Genomic DNA, 16,741 nt, shown 5'->3' with positions numbered 1-16,741 from the left:
TAAATCTCCTAAAAATGACTAACAGCAACTTAAGAACAGAAAACCATTTTGATTACGTCAAGATTTCTATTGCCTCACCACAAAGAATTATGGATTGGGGGCAAAGGACCTTACCAAATGGACAAGTAGTAGGAGAGGTTACTAAACCCGAGACAATCAACTATAGAACCTTAAAACCAGAAATGGACGGTCTTTTTTGTGAAAAAATATTTGGACCATCTAAAGATTGGGAATGTCACTGCGGTAAATATAAAAGAGTCAGACATCGTGGAATTGTTTGCGAGAGATGTGGGGTAGAAGTAACTGAAAGTAGAGTAAGAAGACATAGAATGGGTTACATAAAATTGGCAGCCCCAGTTTCCCATGTTTGGTATTTAAAGGGTATTCCCAGTTATGTGGCAATTCTTCTAGATATCCCGCTTAGAGATGTCGAACAGATAGTTTATTTCAATTGTTATGTTGTTTTAGATGTTGGTGATCATAAAGATCTTAAATATAAGCAACTTCTTACTGAAGACGAATGGTTAGAGATAGAGGATGAAATTTATGCAGAAGATTCAACGATTGAAAATGAACCATTTGTGGGTATAGGTGCAGAAGCTCTTAAGCAATTATTAGAGGATCTTGATTTAAATCAGATTGCCGAAGAACTTAGAGAAGAAATCACAAACAGTAAAGGTCAAAAAAGAGCAAAACTTATTAAAAGAATAAGAGTAATTGATAATTTCATAGCAACAAATGCGAAGCCCGAATGGATGGTATTAGATGCTATTCCTGTCATTCCTCCTGATCTTAGACCAATGGTTCAGCTCGATGGTGGAAGGTTCGCGACATCTGATCTTAATGATCTTTATAGAAGAGTTATCAATAGAAACAATAGGCTAGCAAGGCTTCAAGAAATTTTAGCTCCTGAAATCATTGTTAGAAATGAAAAAAGAATGTTGCAAGAAGCCGTTGATGCACTTATTGATAATGGAAGAAGAGGAAGAACAGTTGTTGGTGCAAATAATAGAGCTTTAAAATCTCTTAGCGATATCATCGAGGGCAAGCAAGGCAGATTTAGACAGAATTTACTTGGTAAACGTGTTGATTATTCTGGAAGGTCTGTCATAGTTGTTGGCCCAAAGTTAAAGATGCATCAATGCGGACTCCCTAAAGAGATGGCTATTGAGCTTTTTCAACCTTTCGTGATACATAGATTAATACGTCAAAATATCGTCAATAATATAAAAGCTGCCAAAAAATTAATACAAAAAGCAGATGATGAAGTCATGCAAGTACTTCAAGAAGTTATTGAAGGACATCCCATACTTTTAAATAGAGCTCCAACTCTTCATAGGTTAGGAATTCAGGCTTTTGAACCTAAATTAGTAGGTGGTAGAGCTATTCAACTACATCCACTTGTATGTCCTGCATTTAATGCTGACTTTGATGGAGATCAAATGGCAGTTCACGTTCCTTTAGCATTAGAAGCTCAAACAGAGGCGCGTATGCTTATGCTAGCTAGTAATAACATTCTCTCACCAGCAACAGGAGAACCAATCGTAACTCCTTCACAAGATATGGTTTTAGGTTCTTATTATTTAACCGCACTGCAACCAAATTTCAAAAAACCAAATTTTGGTGATAATCAAAGAACTTACGCCTCACTAGAAGATGTAATTTTTGCTTTTGAAGATAAAAGAGTTGGTTTACATGAGTGGGTTTGGTTAAGGTTTAACGGCGAAGTTGATGATGATGAAGAATCTAAGACGCCACAAGAAACTAAAGAATTGGAAGATGGCTCCAAATTAGAAATTTGGAATTTTAGAAGAGATAGATTTGATTCCCAAAATAATCTAATAAGTAGATTTATTTTAACAACAGTCGGAAGGGTGGTTATGAATCATACGATCATTGATTCTGTCTCCAAAACGTGATCCTTTAAAAAAAAAACTAATTATTTATCCATAAAACAATGACATCATCTAAACCAAAAAAAAGTTCAAGAGTACGTAAAACTTCAAAAAATTCAAAAAAAAATAATAAAATAATAATGCCTACATTGGCAAAAACTCCACCTTCATTCAAAAATAAAGTAGTAGATAAAAAAGCTTTAAAGAATTTAGTTTCATGGGCTTATAAAACTCATGGTACAGCTGTAACGGCGGCAATGGCTGATAATTTAAAAGATTTAGGATTTAAATATGCTACACAAGCAGCTGTTTCGATATCAGTAGAGGATCTGAAAGTTCCTGAAGCTAAACAAGATTTAATTGGACAGGCAGAAGCTCAAATTACATCTACTGAAGAGTGTTACAGACTTGGAGAAATTACAGAAGTTGAGAGACATACAAAAGTTATTGATACATGGACTGAAACTAATGAGAGATTAGTTGATGCAGTTAAGAATAATTTCAATCAAAATGATCCACTTAACTCAGTTTGGATGATGGCTAATTCTGGGGCTAGAGGTAATATGTCTCAGGTAAGACAACTTGTTGGGATGAGAGGTTTAATGGCTAATCCTCAAGGGGAGATTATTGATTTACCTATCAGAACAAACTTTAGGGAAGGACTTACAGTTACTGAATATGTAATTTCTTCTTATGGCGCTAGGAAAGGTTTAGTCGATACAGCATTAAGAACCGCTGATTCAGGTTATTTGACAAGAAGATTAGTTGATGTTGCACAAGATGTAATTGTCAGAGAAGAGGATTGCGGTACAGAAAGATCAATTGTAATAGAAGCTGAAGACGGTAAATTCGGATCAAGGCTTATAGGAAGACTTTCTGCCGAAGATGTTTTGGACTCTGAAGACAACTTAATTATTCCAAAAAACACTGCAATTGACCCTTCTTTATCTAAAACTATAGAGACATCATTAATCTCAACAGTAAATATTAGATCTCCATTAACTTGCGAGGCTAATCGTTCAGTTTGCAGAAAATGTTATGGATGGGCTTTAGCTCATAATCATTTAGTCGATTTAGGAGAAGCTGTAGGGATTATTGCTGCTCAATCAATTGGAGAACCTGGAACCCAATTAACCATGAGAACCTTCCATACTGGCGGGGTATCTACAGCAGAAAGTGGAGTTGTAAGATCTAAAATTAAAGGTAAAGTTGAATTTAGTTCAAAGGCGAAGATCAGAGGATATAGAACCCCGCATGGAGTTGAAGCTAAACAAGCTGAAGTAGATTTTTTACTAAAGATAATTCCATCGGGGAATAACTCTAACAAAGCTCAAAAAATTGAAGTAACAAGTGGATCTCTTTTATTTGTAGATGATGGTCAGGAAATTGATTCAGATATAACTGTCGCACAAATTACTTCAGGAGCCGTAAAGAAAAGTGTCGAAAAAGCCACCAAAGATGTTATTTGTGATTTAGCTGGACAAGTAAGGTATGACAAAGTCCTTCAACCAAAGGAAGTTACAGATAGGCAAGGTAATATCACTCTAAAAGCTCAAAGATTAGGCAGACTATGGGTTTTGGCTGGAGACGTTTATAATTTACCTCCCAATGCTAAACCTGTTATTTCAACAGAAAAAAATGTAGAACAGGGAACTGTTTTAGCCGAGGCGAGCCAATACAGCGAGTTTGGTGGAGAAGTGCGTTTAAGGGAATCAGTAGGAGATTCTCGAGAAGTTCAGATTGTAACAACTTCAATGCTATTAAGTAATTTTAACTTGATTGAAGAATCCACTCATTCTGGGGAAATATTTCATTTAGAGTCTAATGATGGAACTATTTATCGATTAAATACTTCACCCGGGAGCAAAATTAGTAGCGGTGAAGTCATTGCTGATTTAGCTGATGAAAGATTTAGAACTAAAACTGGAGGATTGGTTAAATATGCACCTGGTTTAAGTGTTAAAAAAGCAAGATCATCTAAAAATGGTTTCGAAGTTAGTCAAGGTGGAACATTGCTTTGGATTCCTCAAGAGACTCATGAAATAAATAAAGATATATCATTGCTTATGACAGAGGATATGGCATGGATAGAGGCAGGAACAGAAGTAGTTAAAGATATATTTAGTCAAACCTCAGGGATTGTCACAGTAACTCAAAAAAATGATATTTTGCGAGAAATTACTGTTAGAAATGGTTCTTTTCATGAGTGTGAAGATGAAGAGGTTTTAAATCGATTTACTGAAGAAGGACAATTAGTTAATCCTGGTGAGAAAATTATTGATGGAGTCGATAATAATGAAATTCTGTTTGTTCAAAAATTAGAAACATCAAAAAGTAAAGGTTTACTCTTAAGAACTGTAGAAGAATTTAATATTCCTGATGAGGCTGAATTGCCAGAATTAACCCATGTAAAGCAGGAAAAAGGACCATCACTTGGATTGAAAGCTATTCAAAGGCTCTCTTATAAAGATGGTGAATTAATAAAATCTGTTGAAGGTGTAGAACTTCTAAAAACCCATTTGAGTTTAGAAAGCTTTGATGCTACACCCCAGATGACCATTGATGTTGAGACAATTAAAGATAAAAGTAATGACTCAATAAATAGATTAAATTTAGTTATTTTGGAATCAATTTTGGTGAGGAGGGATACCATATCCGATTCTAGTCATGGTTCAACACATACTGAATTACAAGTGAAGAATAATCAGCAAGTTAAAGCTGGAGATGTTATTGCTACTACTCAAATTCTTTGTAAAGAGAAAGGAATAGTTCAATTACCCGATCTGGTTGAGAACGAACCCATTAGACGACTAATTGTTGAGAGAGAAGAAGATAAAATAAAAATTAATATCACAGGTAAAGCGCTTGTTAAAGTTGGTGATCGTGTTGTGGATGGAGATTCAATCAGTGAAGGAGAAAAAGCTACTTCATGTGGAGAAATAGAAGAAGTTTCTAGTAAATGTGTAACCTTGCGACTTGGAAGACCATATATGGTTTCTCCTGATTCTGTTTTGCATGTAAAAGATGGAGATTTAGTTCTTCGAGGAGATGGCTTAGCATTACTAGTTTTTGAAAGACAGAAAACAGGAGATATTGTTCAGGGCTTACCTCGAATTGAAGAATTGTTAGAGGCGAGGAGACCAAGAGATTCATCAACTTTATGTAAAAGATCTGGAGTTGTACAAATCAAAGAAGGAAATGATGATGAATCAGTATCTTTATCAGTTATAGAAAGAGATGATTCTATTAACGAGTATCAACTTTTAATAGGACAAAATATTATGGTAAGTGATGGCCAACAAGTGAAAGGGGGAGAATTGTTAACAGATGGTCCAATTAATCCTCATGAGTTACTTGATTGTTTATTTACAGATATAAAAGATCAAAAACCTTTAATGGATGCAGCTAGAGAATCAATATCAAAATTACAAAGAAGGATGGTAAACGAGGTCCAGAATGTTTATAAGTCTCAGGGAGTAGCGATTGATGATAAACATATCGAAGTGATAGTAAGACAAATGACCAGTAAAGTTCGTATTGAAGATGCAGGAGATACTACTCTTCTTCCAGGGGAATTAATAGAACTAAGACAAGTTGAAGACACAAATCAAGCAATGTCTATTACTGGAGGAGCACCAGCAGAGTTTACTCCCGTTTTATTAGGTATTACTAAAGCTTCCCTTAATACAGATAGTTTTATTTCAGCAGCATCTTTCCAAGAAACAACCAGAGTTCTTACTGAAGCTGCCATCGAAGGTAAATCAGACTGGCTTAGAGGTTTAAAAGAGAATGTCATTATTGGAAGACTCATCCCTGCTGGTACAGGTTTTAGTGGGTTTGTTGAAGAATTAGCTTCAGAAGCAGGGCCTCATCCCGATATTCTCGCAGAAGAATCTGGTGGATATAGACGAGCCCAGAATTTAAGACCAGATTATACAGTTGACATGCCTCAATCCCCTACAGTAAGTTCTACTGCTATTCTTGATGATCCAAGTGATGAAGATTTAGAAACTACTAGGAATAGACATGGAATTGATCCTTCCTCAAGTAATTTTGCTGCTTTTGCAAGGCCTAATGCTGAAAATCAATTTTCTGAAGACCAATTACCCGATCCAGCAGCTTTGGAAGGGTTACAAGAGGAGGGACTTCTTTCTGATGAATAAACTATTTTCATCATAAGTTACTAGAATTCTATTTTAAACATTTATTAATGATTAAGCCTGACATTGTTCCTAAAAGAAAATTGCCTCGTTACGGATTTCATTTTTATAATGAGAGGCTTAACGGAAGGATGGCGATGATTGGATTTATTGCTCTAATTCTGACTGAATTTTTCTTGAAACATGGATTATTACTATGGTAATTTTTCCAAATAATAAGGGTTAAGGGTAACTTGAAAAACCTTCTAGGATGCAGTGTAAAGGATTTAGAAAATGTAGCTTTAAATTATGGACAAGCTGCGTTTAGAGGGCGTCAAATTTATAGTTGGCTTTACAACTACAAAAACAGGTCTAAAAGTATTGATGAAATCAATGTCTTGCCATTAAATTTTAGAAACCAATTAAAAAAGGAAGGTTTTATATTTGGGGAATTAATTTTAAAAGAAAAGTATTTAGCAAATGATGGAACCTTAAAGTTGTTATTGAATACTAGAGATAATGAGAGTGTAGAGTGCGTTGGCATCCCTACTGAGAAAAGATTAACCGCATGTCTTTCAAGTCAAGTGGGGTGCCCAATGGATTGCAAATTCTGTGCTACTGGTAAAGAAGGATTAAAAAGATCTTTAAAAGCAAGTGAAATACTTGACCAAATTTTATTTATTGAAAATGAAATGAATCAGAAAGTAACTAATATTGTTTTTATGGGAATGGGTGAACCTTTATTGAATATTGATGAGTTACTTTTTTCAATTAGATCAATAAATGAGGATTTTGATGTTAGTCAGCGAAGGATCACAGTAAGCACAGTTGCTATTCCAAACATGATCAGAAAACTATCAGAAATGTCTTTTCAAGTATTGGGTAAATGTCAGTTTACGCTTGCAATAAGTTTGCATGCTTCAAATCAAAAAACAAGAGAAACTATAATACCTAGCGCAAAGAATTATCACATTAAATATATTATTGATGATTGCAGAGAATTTGTAAAAAAGACTGGTAGAAGAGTTAGTTTCGAATACTTAATGCTTCATGGGGTCAATGATAAATTAGAGCACGCTGATGAATTAAGTAATCTAATAAAAGGTTTTCAATGCCATGTCAATTTGATTCAATATAATCAGATTGAGGAAGTTGAATTTAAGCAAACCCCTTCAAAGAATGCTCAACTCTTTCAAAACAGACTTTCTAATAATGGGATTAATGTCAGTCTTCGAAAAAGTAGAGGCTCAGACAGAAATGCGGCATGTGGTCAGTTAAGACAAAATGCCAAAATAAAATAATCATTTTTAAAAACTTTTTATTAAATTCCACTCAAACACGTTATTATTGACTTAATTGTTTTTTTTTAATTGGGTTTCATAAGAACTAAACTGTTACCTTTTGCAATTGTTAGCCTTTTTGGGATAGCTTTTTTTGCAGTCAGTGCAAGAATTTGGCTTCCTGGAGATATGATGTTACCTGCTCCGATTAATTAATCTTTATTTTCACTTGAAAATGACAAAAAGAAAGGATATTCAGAATGAAAGCTTAGCAGAAATAGCGATAGATCCTGATGTTTTAGCTAAAGAATTATCTGTAGAGCTTGAAATTGATCCTTTAGAACAAATTGATAAGGATGGTTTCTCAAGAGGAGCTTTAAATAAAAATTTAGAGTGTGATCAAGCCTTAAAAATGCTCAAGGGTGACAGAGAGCAAAGAATACAAGGCTTAAGAATATTTTGTGAATATAGAGATAAAAGATCTTTTTCTCTTTTACTGCCTTTACTAGATCAACCTTGCCCAGTAGAAAGAATGAGTGCTGTATATGCATTGGGTAGAAATCCATTTCCTAGCGCAGTTGAAAAATTAGTCAGCCTATTAGAAAACGATGACAATGCATATGTAAGAAGAGCTACTGCTTGGAGTTTAGCTAATTATGATAATCAAATTGTTTTGAAGCCATTGATAAATTCATTAAAAAATGATGTGGCTTCAGTAAGATTATGGTCATCTAGTTCGCTAGCTGAAATTGGAAGTACCTCATCCTCGAATGCTCAATTGGCGGCTGAGCAACTTTTAATAAGCTTAAAAATAGATAATGAGCCTGTTGTTAGAAGCAACTGTATATGGTCGTTATGTAGGTTGTTCGAAAAGTTGGAGGATATATTGCAGGAGGAATTTGTTGATGAATGTACAAAAATTGCACTTTTTGACAAAGAGCCTTCAGTGATGGAGGAAGCTAAAACTGCTTTAGATTCAATGGGAATGCAAGGATTTTACAATTAAATCTCTGACATTTATTAGACAATCAATATAAAAATTAAAATTTAGTTAATTTAAACAACTGAAACTAAAATTTTTGGTTATTCTATACACAGTAATAGTACTTAGTGCTCTAATTAAATGCCTCAAAGAACATTAAGATTTAAAATCCATCAAAACGGAAGGGTTGAAGAAACTGTTGAAGGTTTTCAAGGGGAAGCATGTAACGATGCTACAAAGAATCTAGAAAATGCTCTTGGCGAGGTGAAAGTTAAGAACAAAACTTCAGAAGCATTTATCACTAACCAAAGCAAAAAATTACAACAACTTAATAAAGAATCTAATGTCCCATTTTAGTACTATTAAAACTCAACTTAGAGAAGCAGAACCTTTGATAAAGGCTATAACTCAATTGGGTTATGAGATTAATAAAGAAGAAAAGTTTGTAAAAGGTTATAACGGTCAATTTACGGCGGTTGATATCAGTATGGATCTTCCTGAGGATACAAAGGTTGGATTTAAATGGGATAACAATTCTAATGCCTACGAATTAGTAACTGATCTTGACCTCTGGAAATTTAACATACCTGTTGAGAGGTTCATATCAAAAGTTACTCAAATGTATGCTTATCATACAATTATTTCTAAAACAGAAGATGATGGATACCAAATAGTTGAGCAAAAAAATAAAAATGATGGATCTATTGAATTGGTTCTTACTAAGTGGGAAAGCTAATCATTGGATACTGATCCTTGTTTCGAAAATGAAATTCTTAATGAGGTTGATGAATTAACAGGTTATGAACCTGTTCTAGGTGGAAAGTTAATAGAAAAAGCTGTATGGGTTGATGAAAGTAGATGTATCGGTTGTCAATACTGTGTGCATGTTGCAAACAATACTTTTATAGTTGATGAAGATTATGGACGGAGCAGAGCAATAAGACAGGATGGAGATAATCTTGAAACGGTTCAAGAGGCTATTGACACCTGTCCTGTGGATTGTATTCATTGGGTTAAATTTGAGGATTTAGATGATCTAGAAAGTAATCTTGATAGGGATATGTTTCAATCACTAGGAAAACCACCAAGAGTGAATAAGCATTAATTTTAATGGAGTTGCCTTGTCGCAGATTTGGTAGAACTAATCTGAAAATGCCTGTTTTGTCATTAGGAGGTATGAGATTTCAAAAAAGTTGGGATGACTTAAAATTTTCAGAAATTTCAAGAAAAGAACAGAATAAAGTTGAAAATATTTTGAATATTGCAAATAACTTCGGTTTTAATCACATAGAGACAGCTAAATATTATGGGACTTCTGAAATTCAATTAGGTATGGGTTTAAAAAGTATTAAAAAAATACCAAAAATCATTCAAACAAAAATCCCTCCTAATCGTGATCCGAAATTATTCGAAGCAGAACTTTTGAAAAGCTTTGAAAATTTGCAAGTAAAGAAAATTGATTTATTAGCAATACATGGAATCAATACACCTGAACATCTTCATCACGCCATAAAAGATGGAGGCTGTATTGATATTTTAAAAAATTTCCAAAAAGAAAATTTAATTGGAAATATAGGATTTTCGACTCATGGAGAATCATCTCTTATAGAAAAAACCATATCAACAAATTTTTTTGATTACGTTAATTTGCATTGGTATTTCATTAATCAAACCAATACTAAAGTAATTGATTTAGCTCGTAAATATGATCTTGGGGTTTTCATAATAAGTCCTACAGATAAAGGTGGACATCTTCACACTCCATCAACAAAAATGTTAGAACTTTGTAGCCCTCTACATCCAATAGTATTTAATAATCTTTTTTGCTTAAGAAATAAAAATGTTCATACAATAAGTGTTGGGATCGCAAAAGAGAAAGACTTTGATTTACATTTAGAGGCAGTTTCGTTATTGTCAGAAACTGATTATTATATTCCTAAAATATTGAATAGATTAAAAGAGGAATCAATAAATTCGTTAGGTCTAGAGTGGTATGAAAGTTGGAATAAAGATTTACCAAATTGGCAAAATACACCTGGAGGAATAAATATCCCTGTTCTTCTCTGGCTCTCGAATTTAATAGACTCCTTTGATTTAGAAGATTTTGCAAAATCTAGATACCAATTACTTGGTAATGGTAGCCATTGGTTCCCAGGTAATAATGCAAATTTATTAGATGTTGATATATGTGAAAGTCAATTATTAAAAGTTTTAGAAAGGCATATGAAACCCAAAGAGGTCATAAAGAAATTAAGAGTCCTAAAAGAAAAATTTGGAAAAAAATCATTAACGAGATTATCAAAAAATTAACCTTTTAGGGGATATTTTTCAGCCTTCCCAATACTTCTAGGGAAAATATCAGGACAAGATGCCTTTGGCTTAATAAAGATAACATTACGGATGCCCTTTTCTTTAGGAAGAGATTTACTTTTGATTTCCATTATTTTTCCTTCTAAAACATTTAATGTATTTTCTAAATTTTTATTATCTTCATTTCTCCACTTCCCACAATATAAAATACCTAATCCATTCTGTTCCAACATAGGCAATATATATTCTGCAACTGTTGAAGGATTACTCACTGCTCTTGCGGTTGCAATATTAAAACTCTTTTTGAATGAAGATTGACGCCCAACGTTTTCAATACGATCATTTATTACAAATATATTATTTTTGAAATTCATTCTTTTGATAATTTCTTTTAGTGAATCTGTTTTTTTTTTGGAGGAATCTACTAAATATATCTCTGAATTGGGATGTGTTATTGCATAGGCAAATCCTGGGAAACCACAACCTGATCCAATATCAATAAATTTTTTATTATCAAAAATTTTTTTTGAATTTTCTTTAAATGTCCAAAGACTGTCATATACTTGAGAAATCCAATAATCATCTCCTTCGATTAACCTAGTTAAGTTGGTTTTATAATTTAATTCTTGAATTCTTATCCGTAATTCTTGAAACATCATTATTTCCTCTCCCGTTATTAATTTTAATAGTTCTTTTGGGATACTTTCTTTTGTCATTGAATTTTAAATAGTCTCTTCTTCGCGTTTATTAGATACGTTCAATCTTATCAAAATTGATTAGAATACCTCCAATGATTAATAAATTTTTTTGAAAGGCAAGATAACTTACTATAAGATTTTAGGCGTTGATGAAAATGCTTCAAATCATGAATTAAGAAAAGCTTTTTGTAAACTCTCTTTAGAACTACATCCAGATACAACTTCTTTAGAATTAGAAGATGCAAAAAATAAATTTCAAAAAGTATTAGAGGCATATGAAAATTTGAACAATTCTAATCTAAGGAAACTTTACGATGAAAAATTACAAGTAAATTCTCAAAAACCAAGCAAACCAAATTTGAATGTAATGAACACTTTAGTAATGGACGCTAATAATAATCAGTTAGAAGGAAATAGGAGACCATTTTCAAATGGGGAAATGTTCTCACTATTTTTGTTAATTACTATTATTTTTATCAGCTTGCTTTTTGCTATATTGATCGCTTCTTTTACCGGTAAAGAAATAGAGTCAATTCCAACTTGGCTTCTAAGATAATCATTTAAGTAATTTCTGTGTTCCCATCTGATACCCCAATTAATCAACACTCACTGCAGGCATTAGAGTTATGGTTAAAGGATTTAGGTGCAACACAAGATATTGAGAATCTTTCTAAATGGAATTTGTTACTTTCTAATTGGAATGCAACTATCGTTTTTGAACAAGACGATTTAAGTGTTATTTGGGAGAGTGGAGGTAAATTAACTAAAAGACTATTTTCTTATTGTATAAATAGAGAAGATATTGAAAATGCTATTTTACAAGGACCATAACCTTAAATTTTAAAGATCACTTAAAATTTCAAAAATAATTCTGTAACTTTTTTCTAATTGTTTGTCTGTAATACAAAGAGGGGGCAATAGATATATGACATTACCAAGTGGTCTTATAAATAAACCTTTTTTAATTGCTAAGGCTTTTATCTTTTTACCAATATTGTTTAGATAACCTTCATTATTCCCAATTTCAATATCAAATGCGGCAATAGTTCCTGTGAATCTTATGTTTTTTACGAAAGGTAATTTCTTGATTTTCTTTAGGTGATAAGAGTGCTTTGCCTCAAAAGAAATATATTTAACTGGATCATTTTCTAATAAGTCAAGGCTTGCATTAGCTGCTGCACATCCTAAAGGGTTTGCTGTGAAGCTATGACCATGCCAAAAAGTTTTTTTAGGCGAGTCGCTAATAAAAGCTTGGAAAATTGTCTCTTTAGCTAATGTTATTCCCATAGGTAGGAATCCTCCAGTTAATCCCTTGGAAATAGAAATTAAATCAGGAATTATATTTGCCTTTTGAAATGCAAAGAGACTTCCACATCTCCCAAATCCTGTTAATACTTCATCAGCTATTAATAAAGAGTTATTATTTTTTACTACTTCTGAAACTTTTTTAATAAATTCAGGCCTAACCATATTCATTCCCCCAGCCCCTTGTACTAATGGTTCGATTATGACAGCTACTGTTGGTTTTTTAAGAAGGTTATTTAATATTTGGATTGCTTGTTTCTCTTTTATTTTAACCTTTTCATCATCTATCCATGTTGAAGGCCAGGGGACCCTTTTGACGGGAAACATGAGATTGTCAAAATTCTCATTAAAAATATTTCTTTCCCCTAAAGCCATTGCTCCAAAGGTATCACCATGATAAGCTCCATCAAAAGCAATGATTTGGTTTCTTATTTCACCTTGATTTTGCCAAGATTGATAGGCAATTTTTAAAGCTACTTCAACAGCCGTAGACCCATTATCAGAAAAAAATAGTCTTTCTAATTTTGTTAAGCTGCTGAGTCTCTCTGATAATAATTTAGCCTGTGGATGTAAGAAATCGGCAAATATAATTTGTTCAAGAGTCTTGGCTTGGTGAAAAATTGCATTTGCTATGTAATCGTTACTATGTCCATGTAGGGTAACCCACCAACTGCTTATTCCATCAATAAGTTCTTGTTGTGGATTTTTAGTATAAATTAAAGCATTTTTTCCATGAGTAACTTCTATTTGGGGTTTGCTATTTGTAATCTGAGTAAAAGGTGGCCATATATGAGGGTGCCAATCTTGATTAATGTTTGTTGATATCTGAGATTTCATTAATTATTTTTTGAACTTAATAAGGTGATCAATCTATTTTTAATTTTTAACTCTTCCCAAATTATATCTAAATTATGGGAACCAATGTTCTGAATCAATGGAAATTCAGCAATAATAGGAATATTACTAAATGTAGTTAATGTTTTTGGATTATCTAAGTGTTTTTTTCCGTTAATCACTAGACCTAGAATTTTGATATTTCTTTTTTTTAATGCCTCGATACTTAAAAGAGTATGATTAAGAGTCCCAAGACCGCTTTTACATACAAGTATTACAGGGATGTTCCATTTCTTGATTTGATCTATTTGCAAATGGTTTCTTGTAATTGGAACCATTAAACCCCCCGCAGTTTCTACAATTAATGGTCCATCAACATTTGGTAAATTCAATTGCTGAAAGTTTATAACTTTTTGATCTATTTCTGCTGCCCAATGTGGGGAAACAGGTTCTTTAAAGATATAAGCTTCATTGATTATCTTTGCCTTATTTACTTTTGTAAGTCGTGCAACAGCTTGACTATCAGTCTCTGAACCAATTCCACTTTGAATAGGCTTCCAATAAAAAGAATTTAATCCCCTTACAAAAAAAGAACTGATTAATGTTTTTCCTATATCAGTATCTGTACCGCAGATTACAAATTGAAATTGTTTATTTATAGCTCTCATGATTTTTTTAATATTTGAATATTAATTTTCCATGTAAGGTTAACTCTATTAGTTTCTATCTTTGGCCAAAACTTTTGCATTTTTCTTAATTCATTCACTGTTTTGCGTTCACACCTTGTTGATTGAGCTCCTACATTCACTATGCTTCTGAAAAGTTTATAAACATCTGGAAAGTTTTCTACATATAAGTATTCATTTGAGAAGAATATTTCATCAGAGTGGAAACTTTTGATTATATCTTTTGAAACTGGGAAAGTTAGTCCGCTATATTCAATATTATTATCAATGCAAGTTTGTTTCCATTCCGGGAAAGAATTTATTGTGGGATATGAAATAATTAAATAACCACCAGGGCTTAATTTGCTAAACCAATCGATCATTATTTTCTCGGGATTATCTAACCAGTGTATACAAAAGTTCGAAGTCATTAGAGGAGAGTTTCTAATTGATGGAGGTAAGCCAGTATTTAAATCCCACAAAATCTTTTTACTAGATTCTTTATTCTGAAGAAGCATTTTTTTGCTGAAATCAACTCGGGTAATTTTTTGGGAGGGAAATTTTTTTTCAATTTCTTCAGCTAATAAGCCAGTCCCTGATCCAAGATCTAGCCATTCACCTTTTTGTATATTTAGCTCTTTTAGGAAAGAAACAATCTTTTTAGCAAAATGTCTTTGAATATTTGAATAACCTAAATAGGTCGCTGAAGCATTATTAAAGTTATTCTTAATTGTTTCATTCCAAACCTTATTTTTCATATTTATTATCCAAAGTTCTTTCGATGATTTGATAAAAATTTAAATTAGTTAAACAATGACCTTGATTAGATAATTCAATAACGGTGGGCTTTTTGGTTAATTTTTTGTTTAGTAATTCAATAAATTTATGACTTGAATCTTGGTCTAGAATCAAATCGTTTTTGGAAATTATAACGATGACATTGCAATTTTTCTCTATATTCTTTAATGAATCTTTATTGGTATAAAGTTTTTTAAGGTCTTTTAATAGAAGATTATTGTTTAAACTTTCTAAGTTTTTATAAAACATATTTTGGAAATTAATGTTCACATTATTTGGAGAAAAAGATCTATTTATAAATTCTTTTAACATAGCTTCTGCTTCAAATGAAATTATTTTTTTCTCCATTCTCTTAAGAGATCTATAAATTAAATTTCTTTTTTTGCTTGATGGAAGAAAATTATTAAATGAATTTATAAAGACAACGTGGGATGCCTCATCCAAAAGATTTTCTTGAATTAAATGGAAACCTAAAGAGTGACATAAAACCATTTTAATTTGATTATTCAAATTATTTGTTATCCATTTTGATTGATTGACATTTTTTGAAAAATAACCTCTTTCATTATCTTGCCAATGCCATCCATTTTTTTTAAATTCAATTTTATAATTATCCCAAAAACTTTGATCTAAACCCCAACCATGTTGGGTAATAACTTGTTTCATTTGAAAGCTTTCAAAACAGAAGTGAAATTTTCGAGTATCTCTAGATTTAAATCTCTCCTGATTGTTAACCTTATTCTTGATTTGTTCACAGGCACAGTTGGAGGTCTAATAGCAATCGCCAAAAAACCATTTTTTTCAAGATGTTTTTGAAGCAGTATTGCCTTTTTTTCTTGCCCAACAATTATTGATAAGATTTGAGAGTCTCCCTTAACTGGGTAACTAATATTTCGAATAATTTCTTTCTTCCACTTTTCAGAAGAAATCAATAAATCAATACCCCATTTTTTGTTGTTTTTGATTTTTTGAAGAGATTTAAGTGCGCCTGCAGATAAAGCTGGGGAAAGAGCAGTTGTATATCTAAATGCCCCGCTCGTTTGAATAAGGTATTCACCAATTATTGAGTTGCAAGCGATGAATGCCCCGCCACTGCCAAACGATTTACCAAAGGTTCCAGTAAGCATAGTGATTTCATCAGATACATCAAAACTTAAACCTTTGCCTTCATGTCCTAAAATTCCAAGGGCGTGAGCTTCGTCAACTAATAATTTAACATTATATTTTTTACAAATTCCCGCAATTTCTTTGAGAGGAGCAATTGAGCCTTCCATACTATAAAGGGATTCAACAATTATAAGAATGGACTTTTGTGTTGAATTAAATTTAAGAATTTTATTTTCTAAGTCTTTCAAATCATTATGTACGAATCTTACTAGTTTTGATCCTGAAGCTTTTACACCAACTAATAAAGAATTATGAATCAATTTATCTGCTATTACAATACTATTTCTGTCAGCTAAAGATTGTACCGCAGCTATATTAGCTTGGAACCCGCTAGGAAACAAAAGAACTTTTTCTTGATTAAGCCATTCCGCAAGTTGTGTCTCTAATAATTGATGAATTGGTCTTGAGCCCGTTATAAATCTTGAACCACCCGAACCAAGACCTTCAGATAAGCTAATTTCATAAGAGGCTTTTAATACATCATTATCTCTACTTAATCCAAAATAATCATTACTACATAAGTCAATAAGATTTTTTTTAACTTTCTCTGGATTTAAACTTTGAAGTTCATAGGGTTTATGACCTAACGTGAATGTTTCTAATTTACGAAGCCTATTTTTTGGGATTTTTACTTTATTCATTTTTAAAAAATTTAAACTAATTGACTT

17 protein-coding genes are annotated in these 16,741 nt (G+C 32.4%); 11 read left to right on the top strand and 6 right to left on the bottom strand.

All coding sequences use genetic code 11. The annotated features are described in order from the left end of the window. Positions 1 to 14 precede the first annotated feature (14 nt). From P9515_RS07930 to P9515_RS07890, 9 genes are all read left to right on the top strand, one after another. Positions 15 to 1,919, top strand: coding sequence for a DNA-directed RNA polymerase subunit gamma (locus P9515_RS07930; RefSeq protein WP_011820964.1), 1,905 nt, complete (start codon positions 15 to 17; stop codon positions 1,917 to 1,919). Between the two features lie 38 nt (positions 1,920 to 1,957). After that, on the top strand, positions 1,958 to 6,058 hold the full coding sequence (locus P9515_RS07925; RefSeq protein ID WP_011820963.1) for a DNA-directed RNA polymerase subunit beta': 4,101 nt from the start codon (positions 1,958 to 1,960) through the stop codon (positions 6,056 to 6,058). Positions 6,059 to 6,105: 47 nt separating this feature from the next. Next, the gene (locus P9515_RS07920) at positions 6,106 to 6,258 is read left to right on the top strand and encodes a high light inducible protein (RefSeq protein WP_011819097.1); all 153 of its coding nucleotides are present in this window, start codon (positions 6,106 to 6,108) and stop codon (positions 6,256 to 6,258) included. Between the two features lie 30 nt (positions 6,259 to 6,288). Further along, positions 6,289 to 7,335, top strand: a complete 1,047-nt coding sequence (gene rlmN, locus P9515_RS07915) for a dual-specificity RNA methyltransferase RlmN (RefSeq protein WP_011820962.1) — start codon at positions 6,289 to 6,291, stop codon at positions 7,333 to 7,335. Between the two features lie 214 nt (positions 7,336 to 7,549). Continuing rightward, positions 7,550 to 8,320, top strand: coding sequence for a HEAT repeat domain-containing protein (locus tag P9515_RS07910; protein ID WP_011820961.1), 771 nt, complete (start codon positions 7,550 to 7,552; stop codon positions 8,318 to 8,320). Between the two features lie 117 nt (positions 8,321 to 8,437). After that, complete coding sequence (locus tag P9515_RS07905) at positions 8,438 to 8,653, top strand: DUF2997 domain-containing protein (protein WP_011820960.1); 216 nt, start codon at positions 8,438 to 8,440, stop codon at positions 8,651 to 8,653. Continuing rightward, a complete protein-coding gene (locus P9515_RS07900) occupies positions 8,640 to 9,032 on the top strand; it encodes a DUF1257 domain-containing protein (protein WP_011820959.1) in 393 nt (130 codons plus the stop codon). The genes P9515_RS07905 and P9515_RS07900 overlap by 14 nt, the downstream gene beginning before the upstream one ends. Positions 9,033 to 9,035: 3 nt before the next feature. Then, on the top strand, positions 9,036 to 9,401 hold the full coding sequence (locus P9515_RS07895; RefSeq protein WP_011820958.1) for a ferredoxin: 366 nt from the start codon (positions 9,036 to 9,038) through the stop codon (positions 9,399 to 9,401). Between the two features lie 5 nt (positions 9,402 to 9,406). Continuing rightward, the gene (locus P9515_RS07890; protein WP_011820957.1) at positions 9,407 to 10,606 is read left to right on the top strand and encodes an aldo/keto reductase; all 1,200 of its coding nucleotides are present in this window, start codon (positions 9,407 to 9,409) and stop codon (positions 10,604 to 10,606) included. On the opposite strand, the gene rsmG is transcribed toward P9515_RS07890, so the two are convergent. Then, a complete protein-coding gene (rsmG, locus tag P9515_RS07885) occupies positions 10,603 to 11,322 on the bottom strand; it encodes a 16S rRNA (guanine(527)-N(7))-methyltransferase RsmG (protein WP_041710655.1) in 720 nt (239 codons plus the stop codon). The genes P9515_RS07890 and rsmG overlap by 4 nt on opposite strands. 91 nt (positions 11,323 to 11,413) lie before the next feature. Between rsmG and P9515_RS07880 the strand changes: the two genes are divergently transcribed. Together P9515_RS07880 and P9515_RS07875 are read left to right on the top strand one after the other, a co-directional pair. Further along, positions 11,414 to 11,860 carry a J domain-containing protein gene (locus tag P9515_RS07880; protein WP_011820955.1) on the top strand — a complete coding sequence of 149 codons (447 nt, stop codon included), beginning with the start codon at positions 11,414 to 11,416 and terminating at the stop codon, positions 11,858 to 11,860. Between the two features lie 17 nt (positions 11,861 to 11,877). Continuing rightward, entirely contained in the window at positions 11,878 to 12,135 is a 258-nt protein-coding gene (locus P9515_RS07875) for a DUF3143 domain-containing protein (RefSeq protein WP_011820954.1), read from the top strand. Positions 12,136 to 12,144: 9 nt separating this feature from the next. Here the strand turns inward: P9515_RS07875 and bioA are convergent, their stop codons facing one another. Genes bioA through P9515_RS07850 form a run of 5 tightly spaced genes read right to left on the bottom strand, consistent with a single transcriptional unit; the run spans position 12,145 to position 16,714 of the window. After that, a complete protein-coding gene (gene bioA / locus P9515_RS07870) occupies positions 12,145 to 13,446 on the bottom strand; it encodes an adenosylmethionine--8-amino-7-oxononanoate transaminase (RefSeq protein WP_011820953.1) in 1,302 nt (433 codons plus the stop codon). Next, positions 13,446 to 14,111 carry a dethiobiotin synthase gene (gene bioD, locus P9515_RS07865; RefSeq protein ID WP_011820952.1) on the bottom strand — a complete coding sequence of 222 codons (666 nt, stop codon included), beginning with the start codon at positions 14,109 to 14,111 and terminating at the stop codon, positions 13,446 to 13,448. Before bioD ends, bioA begins: the two co-directional genes overlap by 1 nt. Further along, positions 14,108 to 14,866 carry a methyltransferase domain-containing protein gene (locus tag P9515_RS07860; RefSeq protein ID WP_011820951.1) on the bottom strand — a complete coding sequence of 253 codons (759 nt, stop codon included), beginning with the start codon at positions 14,864 to 14,866 and terminating at the stop codon, positions 14,108 to 14,110. Before P9515_RS07860 ends, bioD begins: the two co-directional genes overlap by 4 nt. After that, positions 14,856 to 15,572, bottom strand: a complete 717-nt coding sequence (locus P9515_RS07855) for a hypothetical protein (RefSeq protein ID WP_011820950.1) — start codon at positions 15,570 to 15,572, stop codon at positions 14,856 to 14,858. Before P9515_RS07855 ends, P9515_RS07860 begins: the two co-directional genes overlap by 11 nt. Next, positions 15,569 to 16,714 carry an aminotransferase class I/II-fold pyridoxal phosphate-dependent enzyme gene (locus P9515_RS07850; protein WP_011820949.1) on the bottom strand — a complete coding sequence of 382 codons (1,146 nt, stop codon included), beginning with the start codon at positions 16,712 to 16,714 and terminating at the stop codon, positions 15,569 to 15,571. Before P9515_RS07850 ends, P9515_RS07855 begins: the two co-directional genes overlap by 4 nt. Positions 16,715 to 16,741: the final 27 nt, after the last annotated feature.

This window comes from Prochlorococcus marinus str. MIT 9515 (genome assembly GCF_000015665.1).
GTDB lineage: Bacteria > Cyanobacteriota > Cyanobacteriia > PCC-6307 > Cyanobiaceae > Prochlorococcus_A > Prochlorococcus_A marinus_P.
The sequence above is the reverse complement of the archived record's forward strand: the minus strand, read 5'-3'. Positions and strand labels throughout refer to the sequence as shown.